We start from the raw sequence: 23085 nt of genomic DNA on the forward strand, positions 1-23085 counted from the left end.
TTTATTTACTCTGTAGGTAGCTCTGTGCCTCGCGGATCAGCGAGTCGGCAATTTTTCCGGTATCCATTTTCAGCTCGCCGTTGCGGATCGCGGTTTTCAGCGCTTCGACACGTTCCATATTGATGTCATTGGTGCCGGGCTGCATCAATTTGGCCTGAGCGTCACTCAGCATTACGCTGGTGCTGTTTGTCGTCGCTGTTTTTTCCTTCCGCGCTTTTTGTACCGGCGAGTCGCTGGTTTCGCGTGGCTGGACAGTGCTTACTGGCTTCAATGGTGAGGTACGATCAATACTCATTTTTTCTATCCTCATCGAGGGGTTACGCTATAGCGGCCCGCTTTAATCATTGGTTGATTATCTATCGGCACTCGCTAAAAAATCTTTAACCTATTATAGGTTAATAAGAATATTCCCATCAGAATCGACGATTCCACTCACCACCTGACCAGAAATCATCCGCACTCGGGCGTTTTGCGCGACGGCTGCATTGTTGAGCGCTTTCCCTTCGGCATTGACCCGAAAGCCGTCTCCGTTGGCGATAACCATCACGCGTTGACCCGCTTTTATCCGCCACGCCTGGCGCAACATTGTGAGCTGGATTGGCTGACCGGGAACCAGGTCGCGCAGGCTCACGGCATCTTGAACCTGGTTAATGTCCAGTACGGCGCGTGGCGGCAGTTGATCCAGACGACCACGTTTTAGCGTTACGCTGGCCGCGTTCAGTGCGCTTCCGCGGGCAACAGGGGTCGCTGCGACAACATAGTTGCCGGTGGCTTGCACAGTGACCTGCAGATAGCGTTTTTCATTGGCGCAGCGGGCCAGCACATTCACGTTACCCCACAGTTTCGCACTGCCGGACACGCTCAGCGCAGGCTGATCGCAGCTGGGCTGCAAGTTTGGCGGCGTACGGACAGTGACGACCACCTCATCGCTAAACCCGGCCAGGCGCTGGGAAAACCACGCGGTTAACTGCGAATTCAGGTCTTGTGCCAGCGTCATAGGGCTGAACAGCAGTGCTGCCACGACTATTCCACGTTTAAACGTTTGCATCAAAACCTCGCGCTTTTTCAGGTAGTGGCAGGATTCTACCTGTGTGACGCAGTCATCAACGCAACAAATAGCGACGCATTTTGCGTTTATTCCGGCGATAACGCGCGCGTGATGGGATTTAAGCTGTCGGCTGAATTTTGTCATTTGCGGAGGAGATATGCTCGATAAGCTCGATGCCGCCTTACGTTTTCAACAGGAAGCGCTGAATTTGCGCGCCCAACGCCAGGAAATATTAGCGGCCAACATTGCCAATGCCGACACGCCGGGGTATCAGGCGCGCGACCTGGATTTCGCCAGTGAATTAAAAAAAGTCATGGTGCGAGGGCGGGAAGAAACAGGCGGTGTTTCGTTGACGCTGACCTCTGCACAACACATTCCTGCCCAGACTGTCTCGGCTCCTTCGACGGAGTTGCTCTATCGCATTCCTGACCAGCCGTCTCTGGATGGCAACACGGTGGATATGGACAGGGAGCGTACGCAGTTTGCGGATAACAGCCTGAAGTACCAGATGGGGCTTACCGCGTTAGGTGGGCAAATCAAGGGCATGATGAACGTGCTGCAAGGAGGGAACTAACCCGTGGCGTTGCTCAATATTTTTGATATCGCAGGTTCTGCGCTGACGGCTCAGTCTCAGCGTCTGAACGTGGCTGCCAGCAACATGGCGAACGCCGATAGCGTGACCGGACCTGATGGTCAGCCGTATCGCGCAAAGCAGGTTGTTTTTCAGGTTGATGCAGCACCAGGCGCAGCAACCGGTGGCGTAAAAGTTGCTGACGTCATTGAAAGTCAGGCGCCGGACAAGCTGGTTTATGAACCGGGCAATCCGCTGGCGGATGCGAATGGCTACGTAAAAATGCCGAATGTCGACGTGGTTGGCGAGATGGTTAACACCATGTCTGCTTCACGCAGTTATCAGGCAAACGTTGAAGTGCTCAATACCGTGAAAAGCTTGATGCTTAAAACGCTGACGCTGGGCCAGTAAAGGAGGCGCATATGTCCGTTGCTGTAAAAATGAATGACCCGAGTACGTCGGGTGTTAATGCTGCCACTGGCAACAGTTCGCTGACAGGGAGCAACGCGGCTGATCTGCAAAGCAGCTTTTTGACGCTTCTGGTTGCGCAGTTAAAAAACCAGGACCCGACCAACCCGCTGCAAAACAATGAGTTGACTACCCAGTTAGCGCAAATCAGTACCGTAAGCGGCATTGAAAAATTGAATACCACGCTGGGATCGATCTCCGGACAGATCGATAGCAGCCAGTCGTTGCAGGCCAGTACTCTGATTGGCCATGGCGTCATGATCCCGGGGACCACCATTCTGACCGGTAAGGGTGCGGAAGAAGGGGCAACGACGACCACGACACCGTTTGGCGTTGAGCTGCAGCAACCGGCAGATAAGGTTACCGCAACCATTACCGATAAAGACGGCAAGGTGGTACGCACCATCGATATTGGCGGGTTGAAAGCGGGTGTGCATACCTTTACCTGGGACGGCACGATGACGGACGGCACGGATGCGCCGAGCGGTTCGTATAACGTCTCGATTGCGGCCAGTAATGGCGGAACGCAGCTTGTGGCGCAGCCTCTACAGTTTGCGCTGGTGCAGGGTGTTATCCGCAGTAACGGCGGTAACACGCTGGATCTGGGCACCTATGGAACCACCACCCTCGACGAAGTACGGCAGATAATCTAAGCCTTCACACTTATCAGGAGTAAGTCATGGCCTTTTCACAAGCGGTCAGCGGTCTGAACGCTGCAGCGACCAACCTCGATGTCATTGGTAACAACATCGCCAACTCCGCCACCTACGGTTTTAAATCCGGTACGGCATCCTTTGCCGATATGTTCGCCGGTTCTAAAGTGGGTCTGGGCGTTAAAGTTGCGGGTATTACCCAGGACTTTACCGATGGAACCACCACCAACACTGGACGTGGGCTGGATGTGGCTATCAGCCAGAACGGTTTTTTCCGTATGGTTGACAGCAATGGTTCCGTTTTCTTCAGCCGTAACGGTCAGTTCAAACTCGATGAAAACCGCAACATCGTAAACATGCAGGGACTGAAACTGACGGGCTATCCGGCAACCGGTACGCCGCCGACCGTTCAGCAGGGTGCGAACCCGGGGCCGATCACGATCCCCAATACATTGATGGCGGCACAGGCAACCAGCAAGGCCTCAATGCAGATCAACCTGAACTCATCGGATAAAATAATTCCGGCAACGACAAAGTTCGATCCGAAAGATGCTGACAGCTATAACAAAAAAGGTCCTGTCACCGTTTATGACAGCCTGGGTAATGCCCACGAAGTTAACGCCTATTTTGTAAAACAGCCTGATAACAAATGGGCTGTCTATACCATTGATAGCAGCGATCCTAAGGCCGCTGTGCCAACCGCACCGACGTCCACGCTGGAATTTGATACCAATGGGGCGTTAATCGGCGGCGGTACATTCGATATCACTACCGCCGCGCTCAATGGCGCACCGGCCGTCACTTTCGCAATGAGTTTCCAGAACTCCATGCAGCAGAACACTGGGGCAAACAACATTGTTGCCACTAACCAGGACGGCTACAAACCAGGCGATCTGGTGAGCTACCAAATTAACAATGACGGTACCGTAGTCGGTAACTACTCCAACGAACAGAAACAGGTTCTGGGACAGATCGTGCTGGCAAACTTTGCCAACAACGAAGGTCTGGCGTCTCAGGGTGATAATGTCTGGGCAGCAACTCAGGCCTCCGGTGTGGCGCTGCTGGGTACCGCAGGTACGGGTAACTTCGGCAAGCTGACCAACGGTGCGTTGGAAGCCTCTAACGTGGATTTGAGTAAAGAACTGGTGAATATGATCGTCGCTCAGCGTAACTATCAGTCGAATGCGCAGACCATCAAAACCCAGGATCAGATCCTTAACACACTGGTCAACCTGCGCTAAGCGCCTGACGGGATGGCTTAATGGATCACGCAATATATACCGCCATGGGCGCGGCCAGTCAGACGTTGAATCAACAAGCGGTGACGGCCAGCAACCTGGCAAATGCCTCCACACCGGGTTTTCGTGCTCAGCTCAACGCGCTGCGTGCGGTTCCCGTAGAAGGGCTTTCACTACCGACGCGTACGCTGGTAGTTGCTTCCACGCCTGGGGCCGATATGACGCCAGGCCAGATGGATTATACCTCCCGTCCGCTGGATGTGGCCTTGCAGCAGGATGGCTGGTTAGCTGTGCAGACCGCTGATGGCAGCGAAGGATACACCCGCAATGGCGCTATTCAGGTGAGTCCAACCGGTGAGCTGACTATTCAGGGACATCCGGTGATCGGCGAAGCTGGGCCGATAGCGGTACCGGAAGGGTCGGAAGTGACTATCGCCGCTGACGGAACGATTTCGGCGCTCAACCCAGGCGATCCCGCAAATACGGTGGCGCCAGTAGGACGTCTGAAGCTGGTTAAAGCGACGGGAAGTGAAGTGCAACGTGGTGATGACGGGATGTTCCGTCTGAATGCGGCAGCGCAGGCTACCCGCGGGCCGACACTGCAAGCCGACCCCAGCATCCGCGTGATGTCGGGCGTACTGGAAGGCAGTAACGTCAAACCCGTTGCGGCGATGAGCGATATGATCGCCAGCGCTCGCCGCTTCGAAATGCAGATGAAGATTATCAGTAGCGTGGATGATAACGCGGGCCGCGCCAACCAACTGCTGTCGATGAGTTAATACAGGACATTTTATGATCAATTCATTATGGATCGCCAAAACCGGCCTGGACGCGCAGCAAACCAACATGGATGTGATTGCCAACAACCTGGCAAACGTCAGTACGAATGGTTTCAAACGCCAGCGTGCGGTGTTTGAAGACCTGCTGTACCAGACTATTCGCCAACCGGGGGCTCAGTCTTCTGAACAGACAACGCTGCCGTCTGGTTTGCAGATTGGTACTGGTGTGCGTCCGGTTGCGACCGAACGTTTGCACAGCCAGGGTAACCTGTCGCAGACCAATAACAGCAAAGATGTGGCGATTAAAGGCCAGGGCTTTTTCCAGGTCATGTTACCGGATGGGACGTCAGCTTATACACGTGATGGCTCTTTCCAGGTGGATCAGAACGGTCAGTTGGTCACGGCGGGTGGTTTTCAGGTACAGCCTGCAATCACTATCCCGGCTAACTCGCTGAGTATCACCATTGGACGAGACGGTATTGTCAGTGTGACTCAGCAGGGCCAGGCTGCGCCTGTTCAGGTGGGACAACTCAACCTGACGACCTTCATGAATGATACTGGCCTGGAAAGTATTGGTGAGAATTTGTACACCGAAACGCAATCGTCCGGTGCACCGAACGAAAGCACGCCAGGGTTGAACGGCGCGGGCCTGTTGTACCAGGGTTATGTGGAAACCTCTAACGTCAACGTGGCGGAAGAACTGGTCAACATGATCCAGGTTCAACGTGCTTATGAAATCAACAGTAAAGCGGTATCGACCACCGATCAGATGCTGCAGAAACTGACGCAACTCTAAAGTGACGTCCGGTGGGGTGAAAGCCTCACCGGCGCACTGATTTTGAAGATGAAGGCAATGCGAAAATACGCGCTTCACCCATACCCGATTTTGGCCCTGCTGGTGGTTTCACTGACAGGATGTGCCTGGATACCGGCCACTCCGCTCGTGCAGGGCGCGACGACTGCCCAGCCCGTTCCAGGCCCGACGCCGGTGGCGAATGGATCAATATTTCAGTCTGCGCAGCCGATTAATTATGGCTACCAGCCGTTATTTGAAGACCGCCGTCCGCGCAATATTGGCGATACGCTGACTATCGTATTGCAGGAAAACGTCAGTGCGAGCAAAAGCTCCTCGGCGAATGCCAGTCGTGATGGCAAAACTAACTTTGGTTTTGACACGGTACCCCGTTACCTGCAGGGGCTGTTTGGCAACGAGCGTGCCGATGTAGAGGCTTCTGGCGGCAACTCGTTTAACGGTAAAGGTGGCGCGAACGCCAGAAACACCTTCAGTGGTACGTTGACCGTGACGGTTGATCAGGTACTGGTGAATGGCAATTTACATGTCGTGGGTGAAAAACAGATCGCCATTAACCAGGGCACTGAATTCATTCGCTTCTCTGGAGTTGTTAACCCGCGCACCATTAGTGGTAGCAACTCTGTGCCGTCAACACAGGTTGCGGATGCGCGTATTGAATATGTCGGTAACGGCTATATCAACGAGGCGCAGAATATGGGCTGGTTGCAGCGTTTCTTCCTTAATTTATCGCCGATGTAAGCGAGGTATCCAGTGTTTAAAACTCTTGTTGGAATGGTACTGGTCCTGGCTACCACCTTTGCGCATGCCGATCGCATTCGTGATCTGACCAGTGTTCAGGGGGTGCGTGAAAACTCGCTGATAGGCTACGGGCTGGTGGTGGGGCTGGACGGTACGGGTGACCAGACTACCCAGACACCGTTTACCACGCAAACGCTGAATAACATGCTCTCTCAGCTGGGGATCACCGTGCCGACGGGCACCAATATGCAGTTGAAAAACGTGGCGGCGGTGATGGTGACTGCGTCATTCCCGGCGTTTGGCCGTCAGGGACAAACTATCGATGTGGTGGTCTCTTCAATGGGGAACGCCAAAAGCCTGCGTGGCGGGACGTTGCTGATGACGCCGCTGAAAGGGGTCGATAGCCAGGTATATGCGTTGGCGCAGGGGAATATTCTGGTCGGTGGTGCAGGTGCCGCAGCGGGTGGAAGTAGTGTCCAGGTGAACCAGCTCAATGGTGGACGTATCACCAACGGTGCCATTATTGAACGTGAGCTACCCACCCAGTTTGGTGGTGGTAATACCATTAATCTGCAGCTGAATAATGAAGATTTCACCATGGCACAGCAGATAACCGACACCATCAACCGTTCTCGCGGATTTGGCAGTGCGACTGCGCTGGATGCACGCACGATTCAGGTACGTGTCCCGAGTGGTAATAGCTCGCAGGTACGTTTCCTCGCGGATATCCAGAATATGGAAGTGAACGTCACACCGCAGGACGCGAAGGTGATTATTAACTCCCGTACGGGATCGGTGGTAATGAACCGTGAAGTGACGCTGGATAGTTGCGCTGTAGCACAAGGCAACCTGTCGATTACGGTTAACCGCCAGGCGAATGTCAGCCAGCCGGATACACCGTTTGGTGGTGGACAAACCGTGGTGACGCCACAAACGCAGATCGATCTGCGCCAGAGCGGTGGTTCGTTGCAGAGCGTTCGTTCCAGTGCCAACCTGAACAACGTCGTACGAGCATTGAATGCGCTGGGGGCAACACCGATGGATCTGATGTCTATCCTGCAGTCCATGCAAAGTGCAGGTTGTCTGCGCGCCAAACTGGAAATCATCTGATGATTGGTGATAGCAAACTGCTGACCAGCGCAGCCTGGGATGCACAATCACTGAACGAACTGAAAGCGAAAGCGGGTCAGGACCCGGCGGCAAATATCCGCCCGGTCGCCCGCCAGGTTGAAGGGATGTTCGTGCAGATGATGTTGAAAAGCATGCGCGAGGCGCTGCCAAAAGACGGTGTGTTTAGCAGCGACTCCACGCGTTTATACACCAGCATGTATGACCAACAGATCGCCCAGCAGATGACGGCAGGAAAAGGACTGGGACTGGCAGAAATGATGGTCAAGCAGATGACGCAAGGACAGGGGCAACCTGCGGATGATGCGCCGCAGGTGCCGATGAAGTTCTCGCTGGAAACGGTGACCAGCTATCAAAATCAGACGCTGACGCAACTGGTGCGTAAAGCGATGCCCAGAACCACAGAAAGCAATGATGAGCCGCTGTCGGGGGACAGCAAAGACTTCCTCGCTCAACTTTCGTTGCCGGCAAAACTGGCCAGTCAACAGAGTGGGGTTCCTCATCATCTGATTCTGGCGCAGGCTGCGCTGGAGTCCGGGTGGGGGCAACGACAAATTCGACGAGAGAACGGCGAGCCGAGCTTTAACATTTTTGGGGTAAAAGCCTCGGGAAGCTGGAAAGGGCCGACCACTGAAATCACCACCACCGAATACGAAAACGGTGAGGCGAAAAAAGTGAAAGCGAAATTCCGTGTTTATAGCTCCTATCTTGAAGCACTGTCGGATTATGTCGGTCTGATATCTCGCAATCCGCGTTACGCCGCGGTGACCGGTGCTGCGACCGCTGAGCAGGGTGCCCAGGCATTGCAGAATGCCGGTTACGCCACTGACCCTAACTATGCGCGTAAATTAACTAGCATGATCCAGCAGCTAAAATCGATGAGCGAAAAGGTGAGTAAAACCTACAGCACGAATCTCGATAATCTCTTTTAAATAGCTCAAGTCTGCTGACCTGCTGCCGATAATACCGAGTATTGAAGGATTACAAGGAACCTCCATGTCCAGCTTGATTAATAACGCGATGAGTGGACTCAGCGCAGCGCAGGCCGCGTTGAACACTGCCAGTAATAACATCTCCAGCTATAACGTTGCCGGATATACCCGACAAACGACAATTATGGCGCAAGCGAACAGCACGCTGGGTGCGGGGGGCTGGGTCGGCAATGGTGTTTATGTTTCTGGCGTACAGCGTGAGTATGACTCATTTATCACTAATCAGTTACGTGCGGCGCAGAACCAGAGCAGCGGTCTGACGACACGTTATGAGCAAATGTCAAAAATCGACAACCTGCTCGCCAGCAAAACCAGTTCGATCTCAACGTCGATGCAGGGCTTTTTTACCAGCCTGCAGACGTTGGTGAGTAACGCAGAAGATCCGGCGGCACGTCAGGCACTTATCGGTAAAGCTGATGGCTTAGTCAATCAGTTCAGAACGACGGACCAATATCTGCGCGATCAGGATAAGCAGGTCAATATTGCGATTAAAGCCAGCGTCGATCAAATCAATAACTATTCGAAGCAAATTGCCAGCCTTAATGACCAAATCTCCCGTTTGACGGGCGTTGGCGCGGGTGCGTCACCGAACGATCTTCTCGATCAGCGCGATCAACTGGTGAGTGAGCTGAACAAGATTGTCGGCGTGGAAGTCAGTATTCAGGACGGCGGCACCTATAACGTGACCATGGCGAATGGCTATTCGCTGGTGCAAGGCAGCAATGCTCGCCAACTGGCCGCTGTACCTTCCAGTGATGATCCCTCTCGCACGACTGTCGCTTATGTTGACGGTGTGGCCGGAGAAGTTGCCATCCCGGAAAAACTGATCACGACCGGTTCGCTGGGCGGGCTGTTGACGTTCCGTTCGCAGGAACTCGACCAGACGCGTAATACCCTTGGTCAGTTGGCTCTCGCTTTTGCTGATGCGTTTAACACGCAGCACAAAGAAGGTTTTGATGCCAACGGCGACCCGGGCAAAAACTTTTTCGATATTGGTGGCCCGGCAGTCCTTAGCAATACGAAGAATAAAGGGACCGGTGCGCTTGATGTAAAAATGACGGATAGCTCGTCGGTACAAGCCACAGACTATAAAATTACGTTTGATGGTACTGACTGGCAGGTGACCCGTCTGGCTGACAATACCAGCTTTAAGCCGACAGTCACTGGCGGAAAAATGTCGTTTGATGGGCTGGAAATCACCGTCAAAAATGGTGCGGTGCCAAATGACAGCTTTACGGTGAAACCCGTGGGGGACGCCATTATTAATATGAAAGTGGCGGTGACCGATGAGTCGAAAATCGCCATGGCTGAAGTGTCCAAAAATGACGCTGATCCCAATGTTGATAAAGGAAAAAGCGATAACCGTAACGGCCAGAAACTGCTGGATCTGCAAACCAAGGCAACCATCGGGAATAAAACCTTTAACGATGCTTACGCTACGCTGGTGAGCGATGTCGGCAACAAAACGGCGACCTTAAAAACCAGCAGCACTACGCAAAACAACGTGGTCACGCAGCTTTCAAATCAGCAACAGTCTATTTCCGGGGTTAACCTCGACGAAGAGTACGGGAATTTGCAGCGTTATCAGCAGTATTACCTGGCCAACGCTCAGGTGCTGCAAACGGCGAATTCGCTCTTTGATGCACTGCTGAATATTCGCTAAGGGAGAGGAACTCAATGCGTATCAGTACTCAGATGATGTACCAGCAGAACATGCGCGGCATCACCAACTCTCAGGCTGAATGGATGAAATTTGGCGAGCAGATGTCAACGGGGAAACGCGTGAACAACCCGTCTGACGATCCGATTGCCGCATCACAGGCCGTGGTCCTTTCGCAGGCTCAGGCGCAGAACACGCAATATACGCTGGCACGCTCGTTTGCAACGCAAAAAGTCTCGCTGGAAGAGAACGTATTGAGCCAGGTGACAACGGCAATTCAGGCTGCGCAGGAAAAAATTGTTTATGCCGGGAACGGAACGTTAAGCGATGACGACCGTGCATCGCTGGCCACCGATCTGCAGGGGATCCGCGATCAGCTGATGAACCTGGCAAATAGTACCGACGGTAATGGTCGCTATATTTTCGGTGGATATAAAACTGAATCGGCACCGTTTGCCCAGGCAGATGGCGCTTACAGTGGCGGTACAACAAACGTTACCCAACAGGTCGATGCCTCGCGCACTATGGTTATTGGTCATACTGGGGATAAGGTGTTTGCCAACGTCACCAGCAATGCCGTGCCGGAACCGGGTGGCGGTACTCAGGAAAAGAACCTGTTTAAAATGCTGGATACTGCTATTGATGCGCTCAAAACCCCTATTGAGGGTGATGACGTGGCAAAAGCTACCGCCGCTGCTGCCATTGATAAAACCAACCGTGGTTTAAAGAATTCACTCAATAATGTTTTGAGCGTCCGTGCAGAACTAGGTACGCAGCTTAGTGAATTAAGCTCGCTTGATTCACTGGGTGCCGATCGCGCATTAGGCCAAACCCAGCAGATGAGCAATCTGGTTGACGTTGACTGGAATGCGGCGATTTCTTCGTATGTTATGCAGCAGGCTGCGCTACAGGCATCGTATAAAACGTTTACCGATATGCAGGGAATGTCACTGTTCCAGCTCAACCGGTAACGACCCTTTTTGAAACATATCATGAAACTGGATATGTTTGTCTGCCCGCTCCACATACACCCCGGAGCGGGCATTTTTTTAGGCTGCAGTTGTCTGGCTAACAGGCAATTTACCGGTCAGTCTAATTACCAGTGCAACAACACCGCAGAAAGTGGCCAGTGTCACCACGCCTTCCCAGTTTGCCAGCGCATAGACCTGACTTCCGAGTACGGAACCCAGCGCCATGCCGATAAACACCATGGTAAATAGCAACGCATTCAGACGACCTCTTGCCTGAGGCTCCAGGCTGTAAACCAGGTTTTGGTGGGCGACCAGGCTGGATTGCAGCCCGAGATCAAAGCCTATCGCCGACAGGGCAATCAGCAGCCACTGCCCCTGTACTGGCAGGGCTGGAAGCAAGAACATAAGTGCAAAAGAAAGCGTGACTAACAGCGCACCCAACTGTGTTACCCGTCCGGCACCTACTTTATCTGCCAGATGACCTGCCATTGGGGCTGCCAGCGCTCCGGCTGCCCCTGCAATACCAAATGCTCCCGCCATCGCGCTGCCCATGTGGTAATGTTCAGAGAGCATAACCGCCAGTGTTGACCAGAAGGCACTGAAGGCAACAGATAGGAAGCCCTGTGCCCACGCCGCCCGGCGCAGTGGAGGATAACGTCGCCACAGTTGCGCCATGGACAGCATTAATGCCGGATAACTCAGCGTGGAATGGACCGCAAAGCGGGGCAGCATTTTCCACATCAGCACGGTAATCACGGCAATACTGACGGCGGCAAGTTGATACATTTCCCGCCAGCCATAGGCTTCACCTACCAGCCCGCTGATGGTCCGTGAGAGTAAGATCCCCAGCAGAAGACCTGTCATGACGGTACCCACCGTTTTTCCCTGTTTGCCTTCAGGTGCCAGGATGGCTGCGGCCGGCACGATATCCTGAGCCATGGTCGCTGCCATTCCCATCATTAAGCTAACCAGCAGTAGCGAATGTAGCTGCCCGGTAAAACTGCAGGCCAACAGCAGTGCGGCAAGAGAGACGCTTTTTAGCAGGATTAATGTCCGGCGGTCATAACGGTCGCCCAACGGCAACAAAAATAAAATGCCCAGCGCGTATCCTGCCTGGGTGAGCGTTGGCACCAGACCCATGCCGGTGATGCTTAAGGCCAGGTCCTGGCCCATTAATGGTAAAAGAGGCTGGGCATAATAGATTGCTGCAACGCTGAACCCAGCGCCCAGTGCCAGAACAAAAATAACCCAACGGGAAAGTGCGGTGTGTGTGTTCACAAATGATTCCTCAATCACGGGATGTGCGGCTATTTTTATCCTTCAACCGGTGGCACGGTAGCGAGCGCAGTGGTAAAACAGTTATACGCTACACGTATGAATAATGACTAAATGATAAAAACTGAACGTATAGATAGGGTGGAGTTGATGCGCACGTTTGTGCGCATCGTTGAGGCTGGTTCGCTTTCAGCGGCGGCAAAGCAAATGGGCACCACTCAGGCAACCGTCAGTCGACGACTGCAATCCCTTGAGACGCTGTTGGGCGTTAAGCTGATTATGCGTACCACCCATGCAATGAAACTGACTGATGATGGTGAACGGGGGTATCAGCACGCCAAACACATTATCGATGCCTGGCTGGCGCTGGAGGACGGGTTGAACGTCACGGAGGATGAGCCAGTGGGGACGTTGCGGGTTCGGGCACCGCATGCGTTCGGCCAACAGCAACTCCTTGAACCGCTTCTGCAATTCCTTTCCCGCTATCCACAGTTATCCGTTGAGTGGATGCTGAATGATAAGACCGTTGATTTTCTCAGCGACAATATCGACTGCGCTATCCGGGTTGGGGCTGAGGTCGATCCGGCAACGGTTTCGGTATTGTTAGCTGAAGTCCCGCGAAGTATGGTGGCAAGTCCCGAGCTTCTCGCGCAATTTGGGATTTTGACTCACCCTGAACAGTTATCGGCGCTGCCCTGGATCGCGGTAAATACATTTTATCAGCACAACGTGTCGTTACTTCACCACAGGCGTAAAGAAGCTATCACGCTGAATATTTCTCCCAGATTAAGTACCGACAGTATTTACGTCGCCAGAAATGCTGCACTTGCGGGGCTGGGGATTACCCTTGTCTCAAGCTGGATGGTTGAAGACGATATCGCCTGTGGAAGATTGATTACGCTATTACCTGACTGGCATGCGGCGTCATTGCCTGTGCATTTGGTTTATCCCTGGGCTCGTTATTACCCAACCCGCTTGCGCAAATTTCTGGCATTAATGAAAGAGGTTATGCCACAGGTAACGGGGATGAGGGGCGTTCACGACGTATAAAAAAAGCCGACCCAGAGGTCGGCTTTTTCATTGCTTATGATTTACTCAACAGGCTGCGGGCGTGTTGCTGGCGCGGTTGCCTGATGGCTGGCACTGTGTCCGCCTGCCGCACCTTTACCCTCAAAGGCAAAAGCAGGACGCTGCCAGTCGCTATGACGCGGCGCTTCTGGTACATATTCCGGTGCTGGTGCACGAGTCATCGGTGCGGTCGCATGGCTGTGAATCAGTTCTGCGTCCACACTGGCTGTCGCAACTTCGGCCACTGTGGCTGGCGCTACGGCACTCATCACATCTTTCGGTGCTTCAACAATGGGGGCCGTCTCAACAACTGGCGCAACCTCGATAACCTCTTCAACCACTTCTGGCTGGGAAGCCACGGTTTCAACAGGCTCTTCGGCTACTGCTTTTTGTGCAACTTCAGCAACAGGCTCAGCTTGTGCGGCAATCTCTTCGGCAACAGGTGCATCAGCGACGGCGATAATCTGCGGTTGTTCAGCAACCGGAGCGGCAATCACTTTCGGATGTGCTGTTTCAGCCACAATAGTCTGCGTTTCCGCTACGCTAACATCAGGTTGCGCGACGTCTGCCTGTACAGGGACATCCGCAATGTGCTCAACGACAGCAGCAGCGACTTGAGGCTCTACTGCCACAGATGCGTTTTGTTCCAGCTCCAGTTTCTGTTCGCGCTGTTCTTCAACCTGCATGTCCTGAGTACGGGCAACAGGGTAGCTAATCCAGACTTTGCCGGATGCTAATTCAGGAGAAGCACAGGCGACCGTTAACGGCATCGGCGACTGAACCGGATAACGTTCGTCACGATAGCGACGACGACGCTGCCCGCTTACACGCAGATGGCGAGGAGAACGACGCGAGCGACGAGGCATACCGTTGTTATCTCGTGCTTCGTTGTTGTCTTCTTGCTCTGGTGCAACGACTGCTGGTAAATCGACTTTAGCCAGTTCGGTACGTTGAACCGGAGCGGGCTGTTCAACAGGTTGAGCAACGGCGGTTTCAGCAACAATAGCTGCAGTGGCCACTTCGGCTTCAACCGGCGCACTGTCGGTGAATCGAACTTTCTGATTCAACTGACGCTGTTTACGACGAGTCTGCGGCTGACGCACGCGTTCTTCCTGCTCGGAATCCTGTGCAGGCTGTTCAGCCAGGTTCAGCTCTTTAACTTCCTGCTGCGCCTGACGCTTATCATCGTTGCGACGGCGGTTGCGCTCGCGACGTGGAGCCTGCTGCTCGTCGCCGGATTTCGCTTTATCTGCAACATCGCTGGATTGCTGGCGGTTGTCACGAGTTTCAGCATTCTGCTGTTGCGCCTGACGACGGTTACGACGATTTTCATCGCGGTTTTCGCCATTTTCAGAACGTTCGTTGCGGTTGTCACGATCGCCACGGTTGTCGCGGTTATCACGGCGTTCGTTGCGGTCGCGACGATTGTTTTGGCGCGGCTTACGACGATCCTGCTGGCGTTCAGTCTTTTCTTCGGCTTTCGGTGCAGGTTGTTCCACTGGTTTCACTTCTTCGCTGCCACTAAAGATAGACTTCAGCGCGCCGAAGAAACGGCTAATCAAACCAGGCTGTGCGGCTGTTGCGGCAGTTGTTGCGGCAACTTTTGGCGCAACGGAAGGTTTAGCAACAGGTTCTTGTAGCGCCGGGGCAGGCGGAACATCAGGCATCGCGAACGTTGCAAGTGCCGGTTGCTCAGGTTGCTTACGCTCGACGTATTCTTCTTCCGTCGGTAATGCCATCGCTTCTTCGTGCAGTTTCGGCAGCAGATAGCTCAGGGTTGGCGTCTCTTCCCCTTTGCGTACACGCAGTACGGAATAGTGCGGCGTTTCCATCTGATCGTTTGGCACGATCACACAGCGCACACCATTCTGACGTGTCTCAATGGCATTGACTGCAGTACGTTTTTCGTTGAGCAGATAAGACGCAATGGGTACCGGGACGATCGCGTGAACTTCCTGGGTATTCTCTTTCAGCGCTTCTTCTTCGATCAGACGCAGAATGGAGAGCGACAGCGATTCGTTGTCACGCACGGTACCGGTGCCGGAGCAACGCGGGCAGACGTGGTGACTGGATTCACCCAGGGACGGGCTCAGACGCTGACGGGACATTTCCAGCAGACCGAAGCGAGAAATATGGCTGATCTGAATACGCGCTCTGTCCTGGCGAACGGCTTCACGCAGACGGTTTTCTACCGCACGCTGGTGGCGAACCGGGGTCATATCGATAAAGTCGATGACGATCAGGCCGCCGAGGTCGCGCAGACGCAGCTGACGAGCAATTTCATCGGCGGCTTCAAGGTTGGTGTTAAACGCCGTTTCTTCAATATCGCCGCCACGGGTTGCGCGTGCGGAGTTGATATCGATAGCGGTAAGCGCTTCAGTGCTGTCGATGACGATAGAGCCGCCGGACGGCAGACGCACTTCGCGCTGGAAGGCAGACTCAATCTGAGATTCAATTTGATAGTGGCTGAACAGCGGGATTTCGCCAGTGTACAGTTTGATTTTGCTGCTGAAATCAGGACGGCCCAGCGCGGCGATGTGCTGACGCGCCATCTCCATCACTTTCGGGTTATCGATAAGGATTTCACCAATATCCTGACGTAAATAGTCACGGAAAGCACGAACGATGACGTTGCTTTCCTGGTGGATCAGGAACGGAGCAGGGCGGCTTTCAGCCGCTTTTTGAATGGCTTCCCAGTGTTTCAGACGGAAGCTCAGGTCCCACTGTAGTGCTTCGGCGGATTTGCCAACACCCGCGGTACGTACGATAAGCCCCATGCCATCAGGCAGTTCAAGGCTTGCCAGCGCTTCTTTTAATTCGGTACGGTCGTCGCCTTCAATGCGACGAGAGATGCCGCCCGCACGCGGGTTGTTTGGCATCAAAACGAGATAGCTGCCTGCCAGACTGATAAAGGTTGTCAGTGCAGCGCCTTTATTTCCGCGCTCTTCTTTATCTATCTGAACGATAACTTCCTGACCTTCACGCAACACATCTTTAATGTTGGGACGGCCATGGGAACTGTAGTTTGCAGGAAAATATTCGCGGGCAATTTCTTTTAACGGGAGGAAACCGTGACGTTCAGCGCCGTAATCAACGAAAGCAGCTTCCAGACTCGGTTCAATACGGGTAATTTTACCTTTATAGATGTTGGCTTTTTTCTGCTCGTGTCCAGGACTTTCGATATCCAGATCGTACAGACGTTGCCCATCTACAAGGGCGACACGCAACTCTTCCTGCTGAGTCGCGTTAATTAACATTCTTTTCATCGTAACTTACTCATTATTCTTACATTGACGACTAAGCTGCGGGCAGAGAAATGCCTTTCCGGGTGTGAACCGATGGCCTCGTGTCTATTCGCGTCGCCAACCTCACGGTTATCGTCAGCTCAAAGAGGCGCAGAGTGTCGGTTGCCTGTATTTCATACGGAAACACAGCGCAATTATCAGGGGAACAGTCTGGGTATTACTCTCCAGAGAAGCTTCCATTGTGCTTGTCGTCTTTCACGCTGTTGGTGCGTTGGCTTCATCTTCTAACCCCAGCTACTTACGGGAGTAAGCTGCTGGGAATTCCAGACTTGCCGCCTTCCTACAACGCGAAATCCATAGAGCACTTACCGGTAAGGACTGCAACCCGCAGCCCGCTAACTGCCTGAAAGATCAATACGTCTTACGCCATTGCTGCGTTGATGATCGGTCGGGCAAAATTGGGTCATTCCGGAAAAGTTCTTGTTTTAACAAGATTCAACACGGAAACAAGCTCATTATTCCACTGCTAACCTTGTTATAGCAAGATGACTTTTGCCATTTATCACCCGGTTACTCACAGTTTTTACACTTCCGCCTGGTGATTGCTTTAATAACCACCAAATCGGTTATGTCAAACTTAAGTAATAGGGTATAGCAGTTAATATAAGCATAGAAAAATGTGTGGCGCGAATCTTGATGGCTATTTAAAATCGGCCCCCATGAAAACAGAGACTCCAGCCGTAAAAATAGTTGCCATTACTGCCGATGAAGCAGGGCAACGCATCGACAACTTTTTGCGCACCCAGCTCAAAGGCGTGCCGAAAAGTATGATTTATCGCATTTTGCGTAAAGGCGAAGTGCGGGTGAATAAAAAACGCATCAAACCCGAGTACAAACTTGAAGACGGGGATATTGTGCGTATTCCACCTGTGCGTGTCGCTGAGCGTGAAGAAGAAGCGATTTCTCCGAATTTGCAGAAGGTCGCTGCGCTGACTGATGTCATTTTGTATGAAGATGACCATATTCTGGTGCTTAACAAACCTTCTGGCACTGCCGTTCATGGTGGCAGCGGATTAAGCTTTGGGGTGATCGAAGGTTTACGCGCCTTACGTCCGGAAGCGCGTTTCCTTGAACTGGTGCATCGTCTGGACCGTGATACCTCCGGTGTGTTGCTGGTCGCCAAAAAGCGCTCGGCGCTGCGTTCACTGCATGAACAATTGCGTGAAAAAGGGATGCAAAAAGACTACCTGGCGCTGGTGAGGGGTCAGTGGCAATCGCATGTCAAAACTGTGCAGGCACCTTTGTTAAAGAACATTCTGCAAAGCGGTGAGCGTATCGTGCGGGTGAATCAGGAAGGGAAACCGTCGGAAACCCGTTTTAAAGTGGAAGAACGCTATGCGTTTGCCACGCTGGTACGCTGTAGCCCGGTAACCGGTCGTACTCACCAGATCCGTGTTCATACGCAATTTGCCGGGCATCCGATTGCTTTTGATGACCGCTATGGTGACCGTGAGTTTGATAAGCAACTGGCGGGTACGGGGTTGAACCGGCTGTTCCTGCATGCTGCTGCGTTGAAGTTTACTCATCCCGGTACGGGCGAGATTATGCGTATTGAAGCGCCGATGGATAATCAGCTGAAACGCTGTCTTGAGGTATTGCGCAGTAAAGCCTGATACGCGTTGCTTATCAGGCCTACAATCGCGCAATGCGCCGTAGGCCTGATAAGACGCACCGCGTCGCCATCAGGCAGATTAACTAGGCTTTTAACGGGTTCATGTCTTCCCGGCGCAGCATCTGACACAACGCGATCAGCGGCAAGCCAATCAGTGTGTTAGGGTCGCGGCCCTCCAGACGCTCAAAGAGCGCTATACCTAATCCTTCACTTTTAAAGCTACCTGCGCAATGTAACGGGCGTTCTTTACGCACGTAATCTTCAATTTCCATTTCACTTAAATGGCGGAAATGGACGTCGAACGGTTCAACTTCGGTTTGTAGATGACCGTTAGCTGAATTATAAAGCGCCAGTCCTGTGTAAAAAGTGACAATATTTCCACTGGCTTTGGTTAATTGTCGTCTGGCATTTTCTTCTGTTAATGGCTTACCGGTTATTTCGCCATCAAGAACACAAATTTGATCAGACCCAATTATCAAATGTGATGGAAACCGATGGGCAAGGGATTGCGCTTTTTCCTGTGCCAGGCGTAACACTAAATGCCGAGGTGTTTCGCCAGGTAAGGGGGTTTCATCAACCTCTGGGGCTGCGCATTCAAACGGGATGGCCAATTTTTCGAGCAAAGCGCGACGCCAGGGAGAGGTGGACGCAAGAATAAGTTGAGGCATATTTTTTCCCCCGCATATAGCGTAATGATGAGAGCCATTTTAAACTATGGACTTCGTCCTTCAAGCTGGCTGCGATGGCTTGTCGTGATCGATTTTAAGTCGATGACCCGCAATGTGTGCGAATTATTGGCAAAAGGCAACCACAGGCTGCCTTTTTCTTTGACTATATGACGTTACAAAGTTAATATGCGCGCCCTATGCAAAAGGTAAAATTACCCCTGACTCTTGATCCGGTTCGTACGGCTCAAAAACGCCTCGATTATGAAGGTATCTATACTTCTGATCTGGTTGAGCGCGTCGCCGATTCTGTAGTCAGTGTGGACAGTGATGTGGAATGCTCCATGTCGTTCGCTATCGATAACCAGCGCCTTGCCGTTATAACCGGTGATGCGAAGGTTTCGGTCACGCTCGAGTGTCAGCGTTGCGGGAAACCGTTCCCACTTCATGTTCACACAACATATTGTTTTAGTCCTGTCCGTTCTGACGAGCAGGCTGAAGCACTCCCGGAAGCGTATGAGCCGATTGAGGTAAACGAATTCGGTGAAATCGATCTGCTTGCAATGGTTGAAGATGAGATTATCCTCTCCTTGCCGGTAGTTCCGGTGCATGATTCTGAACACTGTGAAGTGTCCGAGGCGGACATGGTCTTTGGCGAATTGCCTGATGAAGCGCAAAAACCAAACCCATTTGCCGTATTAGCCAGCTTAAAGCGTAAGTAATTGAGGAGTAAGGTCCATGGCCGTACAACAGAATAAACCAACCCGTTCCAAACGTGGCATGCGTCGTTCTCATGACGCTCTGACCGCAGTCACCAGCCTGTCTGTAGACAAAACTTCTGGTGAACAACACCTGCGTCACCACATCACTGCCGACGGTTTCTACCGTGGCCGTAAGGTAATCGCTAAGTAATCACGCATGGCTCAATGGATTTCCCACTTCGGTGAGAAAGACAGAGAGCACACGCGTGATGAAGCTTAGTGAGGCTTTCCCCGGGTAACTGGGGAAATACCTAACCGGGCAGCGACGATACCTTGACACGTCTAACCCTGGCGTTAGATGTCATGGGGGGAGATTTTGGCCCTACCGTGACAGTGCCTGCAGCATTGCAGGCACTGAATTCTAATTCGCAACTCACTCTTCTTTTAGTCGGGGATCCCGATACAATCACGCCATTACTTGCCAAAGCTGACTTCGAACAACGTTCACGTCTGCAGATTATCCCTGCTCAGTCAGTTATTGCCAGTGATGCCCGGCCCTCGCAAGCAATCCGCGCCAGTCGTGGAAGCTCAATGCGTGTCGCCCTGGAGCTCGTGAAAGAAGGTCGAGCGCAAGCCTGTGTCAGCGCTGGTAATACGGGCGCACTAATGGGGCTTGCGAAACTCTTGCTCAAACCCCTTGAGGGTATTGAGCGTCCTGCGCTGGTCACGGTTTTACCGCATCAGCAAAAGGGCAAAACGGTGGTACTGGACTTGGGTGCCAACGTGGATTGCGACAGTACGATGTTGGTGCAATTTGCCGTCATGGGTTCCGTGTTGGCAGAAGAGGTGGTTGGGATTGCCAATCCTCGCGTTGCGTTACTCAATATCGGTGAAGAAGAAACTAAGGGTCTCGACAGTATTCGGGATGCTTCTGCTGTGCTAAAAACAATCCCTTCCATTAATTATATCGGCTATCTTGAAGCCAATGAGTTGCTGACTGGCAAAACTGATGTGTTGGTCTGCGACGGCTTTACAGGTAATGTCACATTAAAGACGATGGAAGGTGTTGTCAGAATGTTCCTTTCACTGCTGAAATCTCAGGGTGAGGGCAAAAAACGGTCGTGGTGGCTGCTGTTATTAAAACGTTGGTTACAAAAAAGCCTGACAAGGCGATTTAGTCACCTCAACCCCGACCAGTATAATGGCGCCTGTCTGTTAGGATTGCGCGGCACGGTGATTAAGAGTCATGGTGCTGCCAATCAGCGAGCATTTGAAGTCGCGATTGAACAGGCAGTGCAGGCGGTGCAGCGACAAGTTCCTCAGCGAATTGCCGCTCGCCTGGAATCTGTATACCCAGCTGGATTCGAACTGCTGGACGGTGGCGAAAGTATCAACTCACGAGTGCACAGGTAACAGTGCCGGCTGAGGGTGCTGTCAACGTACCAGTGATTTGCTCGTGGCGGTATATAACCAAAAAGTGACTGAGCGTACATGTATACGAAGATTATTGGTACTGGCAGCTATCTGCCTGAACAAGTGCGTACTAACGCCGATTTGGAAAAAATGGTCGAGACGTCTGATGAGTGGATCGTCACTCGTACAGGTATCCGCGAGCGCCATATTGCTGGGCCAAATGAAACAGTTGCGACGATGGGCTTTGCTGCCGCTAACCGTGCACTTGAAATGGCCGGCATCGACAAAGAGCAAATTGGTCTGATTGTGGTTGCTACCACGTCATCAACCCACGCATTTCCAAGCGCGGCGTGCCAGATCCAAAGTATGCTGGGGATCAAAGGCTGTCCAGCGTTTGATGTTGCAGCAGCCTGTGCTGGTTTTACCTATGCACTTAGCGTTGCCGACCAGTATGTAAAATCTGGCGCGGTCAAACATGCGCTGGTTGTCGGATCGGATGTGCTGGCGCGCACGTGTGATCCAACCGATCGCGGGACGATCATTATTTTTGGTGATGGCGCCGGTGCGGTTGTACTGAGTGCATCAGAAGAGCCGGGTATTATCTCCACCCATCTGCATGCTGATGGTAGCTATGGCGAACTGCTGACGCTGCCAAATGCCGATCGCGTGAATCCGGAAAACCCGATTCACCTGACGATGGCGGGTAACGAAGTATTTAAAGTTGCGGTTACCGAACTTGCTCATATCGTTGATGAAACGCTGGAAGCAAATAATCTCGACCGTTCTGCGCTGGACTGGCTGGTGCCACATCAGGCAAACCTTCGCATTATCAGCGCGACAGCGAAAAAGCTGGGTATGTCGATGGATAATGTCGTCGTCACGCTGGACAGACACGGCAATACGTCAGCTGCTTCCGTACCGTGCGCGTTGGACGAAGCCGTCCGCGACGGGCGAATTAAAGCAGGGCAGTTGGTATTGCTTGAAGCCTTCGGAGGTGGATTCACCTGGGGCTCCGCGCTGGTTCGTTTCTAGTATAAGGATTTTAACATGACGCAATTTGCATTTGTGTTCCCAGGTCAGGGTTCTCAAACCGTTGGAATGTTGTCGGATATGGCAGCAAGCTACCCAATTGTTGAAGAAACTTTTGCTGAAGCTTCAGCGGCGCTGGGCTATGATCTTTGGGCTCTGACTCAACAAGGTCCGGCAGAAGAACTGAATAAAACCTGGCAGACGCAGCCAGCACTGTTGACGGCATCTGTCGCGTTGTATCGCGTATGGCAGCAGCAGGGTGGTAAAACGCCTGCGCTGATGGCGGGTCACAGTCTGGGTGAATACTCTGCGCTGGTGTGTGCAGGTGTTATCAATTTTGCTGATGCCGTGCGCCTGGTTGAACTGCGCGGCAAATTTATGCAGGAAGCTGTTCCGGAAGGCACAGGTGGCATGTCTGCTATCATCGGTCTGGATGATGCCGCTATCGCGAAAGCTTGCGAAGAGTCTGCTGAAGGTCAGGTGGTTTCACCGGTAAACTTTAACTCACCGGGTCAGGTAGTTATCGCCGGGCACAAAGAAGCTGTAGAGCGTGCAGGCGTGGCCTGTAAAGCTGCTGGTGCTAAGCGTGCGTTACCGCTGCCAGTGAGTGTTCCATCTCACTGCGCGCTAATGAAGCCTGCAGCCGAGAAACTGGCTATTGAACTGCAGAAAATTACCTTTAACACGCCAACTGTTTCCGTTGTGAACAACGTTGATGTGAAGTGCGAAACCACCGCCGATGCTATTCGCGATGCGCTGGTTCGTCAGCTTTACAGCCCGGTTCAGTGGACTAAGACCGTTGAATTTATGGCATCTCAGGGCGTAGAGCACCTGTATGAAGTCGGTCCGGGTAAAGTCCTCACCGGTTTGACGAAACGTATTGTTGACACCCTGACTGCTTCGGCACTGAATGAGCCGGCGGCGTTGTCTGCGGCGCTAGAGCAATAAAAGAGGAAA

At 52.7% G+C, this 23085-nt stretch carries 23 protein-coding genes; 18 read left to right on the plus strand and 5 right to left on the minus strand.

Translation table 11 applies throughout. The features are described 5' to 3' along the window. Position 1: 1 nt before the first annotated feature. Together flgM and flgA are read right to left on the minus strand one after the other, a co-directional pair. Positions 2-295, minus strand: coding sequence for a flagellar biosynthesis anti-sigma factor FlgM (gene flgM / locus NNO08_RS11880; protein WP_005129057.1), 294 nt, complete (start codon positions 293-295; stop codon positions 2-4). Between the two features lie 93 nt (positions 296-388). Continuing rightward, positions 389-1048, minus strand: coding sequence for a flagellar basal body P-ring formation chaperone FlgA (gene flgA, locus NNO08_RS11885; protein ID WP_271441728.1), 660 nt, complete (start codon positions 1046-1048; stop codon positions 389-391). 157 nt (positions 1049-1205) lie between these two features. On the opposite strand from flgA, the gene flgB reads away from it, so the two are divergent. The 11 genes from flgB to flgL all read left to right on the plus strand — a co-directional run bounded on the left by flgB (position 1206) and on the right by flgL (position 11060). Continuing rightward, on the plus strand, positions 1206-1622 hold the full coding sequence (flgB, locus tag NNO08_RS11890; protein ID WP_003036189.1) for a flagellar basal body rod protein FlgB: 417 nt from the start codon (positions 1206-1208) through the stop codon (positions 1620-1622). Between the two features lie 3 nt (positions 1623-1625). After that, positions 1626-2030: a flagellar basal body rod protein FlgC gene (gene flgC / locus NNO08_RS11895; protein WP_045441655.1), complete on the plus strand. Its 405-nt coding sequence runs from the start codon at positions 1626-1628 to the stop codon at positions 2028-2030. Between the two features lie 11 nt (positions 2031-2041). Further along, positions 2042-2740: a flagellar hook assembly protein FlgD gene (flgD, locus tag NNO08_RS11900; RefSeq protein ID WP_271441729.1), complete on the plus strand. Its 699-nt coding sequence runs from the start codon at positions 2042-2044 to the stop codon at positions 2738-2740. 26 nt (positions 2741-2766) lie between these two features. Beyond that, the gene (gene flgE, locus NNO08_RS11905; protein ID WP_271456768.1) at positions 2767-3981 is read left to right on the plus strand and encodes a flagellar hook protein FlgE; all 1215 of its coding nucleotides are present in this window, start codon (positions 2767-2769) and stop codon (positions 3979-3981) included. Positions 3982-4001: 20 nt separating this feature from the next. After that, positions 4002-4757: a flagellar basal body rod protein FlgF gene (locus NNO08_RS11910; protein ID WP_045441661.1), complete on the plus strand. Its 756-nt coding sequence runs from the start codon at positions 4002-4004 to the stop codon at positions 4755-4757. Between the two features lie 13 nt (positions 4758-4770). Continuing rightward, positions 4771-5553 carry a flagellar basal-body rod protein FlgG gene (flgG, locus tag NNO08_RS11915; protein ID WP_005129045.1) on the plus strand — a complete coding sequence of 261 codons (783 nt, stop codon included), beginning with the start codon at positions 4771-4773 and terminating at the stop codon, positions 5551-5553. 57 nt (positions 5554-5610) lie between these two features. Then, positions 5611-6309, plus strand: a complete 699-nt coding sequence (flgH, locus tag NNO08_RS11920; protein WP_003836756.1) for a flagellar basal body L-ring protein FlgH — start codon at positions 5611-5613, stop codon at positions 6307-6309. A 33-nt stretch (positions 6310-6342) separates the two neighbouring features. Further along, positions 6343-7419 carry a flagellar basal body P-ring protein FlgI gene (locus NNO08_RS11925; protein WP_137383046.1) on the plus strand — a complete coding sequence of 359 codons (1077 nt, stop codon included), beginning with the start codon at positions 6343-6345 and terminating at the stop codon, positions 7417-7419. Next, positions 7419-8369, plus strand: coding sequence for a flagellar assembly peptidoglycan hydrolase FlgJ (flgJ, locus tag NNO08_RS11930; RefSeq protein WP_121584801.1), 951 nt, complete (start codon positions 7419-7421; stop codon positions 8367-8369). The genes NNO08_RS11925 and flgJ overlap by 1 nt, the downstream gene beginning before the upstream one ends. 64 nt (positions 8370-8433) lie before the next feature. Then, positions 8434-10092, plus strand: a complete 1659-nt coding sequence (gene flgK / locus NNO08_RS11935; RefSeq protein WP_271450137.1) for a flagellar hook-associated protein FlgK — start codon at positions 8434-8436, stop codon at positions 10090-10092. A 14-nt stretch (positions 10093-10106) separates the two neighbouring features. Further along, positions 10107-11060 (plus strand): flagellar hook-associated protein FlgL, encoded by a 954-nt coding sequence (gene flgL / locus NNO08_RS11940; RefSeq protein WP_271441733.1) that lies wholly within the window; start codon positions 10107-10109, stop codon positions 11058-11060. A 78-nt stretch (positions 11061-11138) separates the two neighbouring features. Here flgL and NNO08_RS11945 read toward each other — a convergent pair whose 3' ends face one another. Next, entirely contained in the window at positions 11139-12338 is a 1200-nt protein-coding gene (locus NNO08_RS11945) for an MFS transporter (protein ID WP_271456769.1), read from the minus strand. 111 nt (positions 12339-12449) lie between these two features. On the opposite strand from NNO08_RS11945, the gene NNO08_RS11950 reads away from it, so the two are divergent. Continuing rightward, on the plus strand, positions 12450-13385 hold the full coding sequence (locus NNO08_RS11950) for a LysR family transcriptional regulator (RefSeq protein ID WP_271441735.1): 936 nt from the start codon (positions 12450-12452) through the stop codon (positions 13383-13385). Positions 13386-13426: 41 nt separating this feature from the next. On the opposite strand, the gene rne is transcribed toward NNO08_RS11950, so the two are convergent. Beyond that, the gene (rne, locus tag NNO08_RS11955; protein WP_271456770.1) at positions 13427-16669 is read right to left on the minus strand and encodes a ribonuclease E; all 3243 of its coding nucleotides are present in this window, start codon (positions 16667-16669) and stop codon (positions 13427-13429) included. 698 nt (positions 16670-17367) lie between these two features. Between rne and rluC the strand changes: the two genes are divergently transcribed. Further along, a complete protein-coding gene (rluC, locus tag NNO08_RS11960; RefSeq protein WP_271441737.1) occupies positions 17368-18321 on the plus strand; it encodes a 23S rRNA pseudouridine(955/2504/2580) synthase RluC in 954 nt (317 codons plus the stop codon). Positions 18322-18403: 82 nt separating this feature from the next. Here rluC and NNO08_RS11965 read toward each other — a convergent pair whose 3' ends face one another. After that, positions 18404-18988, minus strand: a complete 585-nt coding sequence (locus tag NNO08_RS11965) for a Maf family protein (RefSeq protein ID WP_271441738.1) — start codon at positions 18986-18988, stop codon at positions 18404-18406. A gap of 197 nt (positions 18989-19185) precedes the next feature. Here NNO08_RS11965 and yceD point away from each other — a divergent pair, with 197 nt between their 5' ends. The 5 genes from yceD to fabD all read left to right on the plus strand — a co-directional run bounded on the left by yceD (position 19186) and on the right by fabD (position 23076). Then, entirely contained in the window at positions 19186-19707 is a 522-nt protein-coding gene (gene yceD, locus NNO08_RS11970; protein ID WP_003036239.1) for a 23S rRNA accumulation protein YceD, read from the plus strand. A 16-nt stretch (positions 19708-19723) separates the two neighbouring features. After that, positions 19724-19897 (plus strand): 50S ribosomal protein L32, encoded by a 174-nt coding sequence (gene rpmF, locus NNO08_RS11975; RefSeq protein WP_003036242.1) that lies wholly within the window; start codon positions 19724-19726, stop codon positions 19895-19897. Positions 19898-20019: 122 nt separating this feature from the next. Then, positions 20020-21099: a phosphate acyltransferase PlsX gene (plsX, locus tag NNO08_RS11980; protein ID WP_271441739.1), complete on the plus strand. Its 1080-nt coding sequence runs from the start codon at positions 20020-20022 to the stop codon at positions 21097-21099. Between the two features lie 78 nt (positions 21100-21177). After that, positions 21178-22131: a beta-ketoacyl-ACP synthase III gene (gene fabH / locus NNO08_RS11985; protein WP_271441740.1), complete on the plus strand. Its 954-nt coding sequence runs from the start codon at positions 21178-21180 to the stop codon at positions 22129-22131. A gap of 15 nt (positions 22132-22146) precedes the next feature. Continuing rightward, a complete protein-coding gene (gene fabD / locus NNO08_RS11990; RefSeq protein ID WP_271441741.1) occupies positions 22147-23076 on the plus strand; it encodes an ACP S-malonyltransferase in 930 nt (309 codons plus the stop codon). Positions 23077-23085 lie beyond the last annotated feature (9 nt).

Source organism: Citrobacter sp. Igbk 17 (assembly GCF_028069775.1).
GTDB lineage: Bacteria > Pseudomonadota > Gammaproteobacteria > Enterobacterales > Enterobacteriaceae > Citrobacter.

What these genes read in the sequence shown, in the direction of transcription:
- flgM (WP_005129057.1), bottom strand. Translation starts at nt 295, where the DNA reads ATGAGTATTGATCGTACCTCACCATTGAAGCCAGTAAGCACTGTCCAG.
- flgA (WP_271441728.1), bottom strand. Translation starts at nt 1,048, where the DNA reads ATGCAAACGTTTAAACGTGGAATAGTCGTGGCAGCACTGCTGTTCAGC.
- flgB (WP_003036189.1), top strand. Translation starts at nt 1,206, where the DNA reads ATGCTCGATAAGCTCGATGCCGCCTTACGTTTTCAACAGGAAGCGCTG.
- flgD (WP_271441729.1), top strand. Translation starts at nt 2,042, where the DNA reads ATGTCCGTTGCTGTAAAAATGAATGACCCGAGTACGTCGGGTGTTAAT.
- flgE (WP_271456768.1), top strand. Translation starts at nt 2,767, where the DNA reads ATGGCCTTTTCACAAGCGGTCAGCGGTCTGAACGCTGCAGCGACCAAC.
- NNO08_RS11910 (WP_045441661.1), top strand. Translation starts at nt 4,002, where the DNA reads ATGGATCACGCAATATATACCGCCATGGGCGCGGCCAGTCAGACGTTG.
- flgG (WP_005129045.1), top strand. Translation starts at nt 4,771, where the DNA reads ATGATCAATTCATTATGGATCGCCAAAACCGGCCTGGACGCGCAGCAA.
- flgH (WP_003836756.1), top strand. Translation starts at nt 5,611, where the DNA reads ATGCGAAAATACGCGCTTCACCCATACCCGATTTTGGCCCTGCTGGTG.
- NNO08_RS11925 (WP_137383046.1), top strand. Translation starts at nt 6,343, where the DNA reads ATGGTACTGGTCCTGGCTACCACCTTTGCGCATGCCGATCGCATTCGT.
- flgJ (WP_121584801.1), top strand. Translation starts at nt 7,419, where the DNA reads ATGATTGGTGATAGCAAACTGCTGACCAGCGCAGCCTGGGATGCACAA.
- flgK (WP_271450137.1), top strand. Translation starts at nt 8,434, where the DNA reads ATGTCCAGCTTGATTAATAACGCGATGAGTGGACTCAGCGCAGCGCAG.
- flgL (WP_271441733.1), top strand. Translation starts at nt 10,107, where the DNA reads ATGCGTATCAGTACTCAGATGATGTACCAGCAGAACATGCGCGGCATC.
- NNO08_RS11950 (WP_271441735.1), top strand. Translation starts at nt 12,450, where the DNA reads ATGATAAAAACTGAACGTATAGATAGGGTGGAGTTGATGCGCACGTTT.
- rne (WP_271456770.1), bottom strand. Translation starts at nt 16,669, where the DNA reads ATGAAAAGAATGTTAATTAACGCGACTCAGCAGGAAGAGTTGCGTGTC.
- rluC (WP_271441737.1), top strand. Translation starts at nt 17,368, where the DNA reads ATGAAAACAGAGACTCCAGCCGTAAAAATAGTTGCCATTACTGCCGAT.
- NNO08_RS11965 (WP_271441738.1), bottom strand. Translation starts at nt 18,988, where the DNA reads ATGCCTCAACTTATTCTTGCGTCCACCTCTCCCTGGCGTCGCGCTTTG.
- yceD (WP_003036239.1), top strand. Translation starts at nt 19,186, where the DNA reads ATGCAAAAGGTAAAATTACCCCTGACTCTTGATCCGGTTCGTACGGCT.
- rpmF (WP_003036242.1), top strand. Translation starts at nt 19,724, where the DNA reads ATGGCCGTACAACAGAATAAACCAACCCGTTCCAAACGTGGCATGCGT.
- fabH (WP_271441740.1), top strand. Translation starts at nt 21,178, where the DNA reads ATGTATACGAAGATTATTGGTACTGGCAGCTATCTGCCTGAACAAGTG.
- fabD (WP_271441741.1), top strand. Translation starts at nt 22,147, where the DNA reads ATGACGCAATTTGCATTTGTGTTCCCAGGTCAGGGTTCTCAAACCGTT.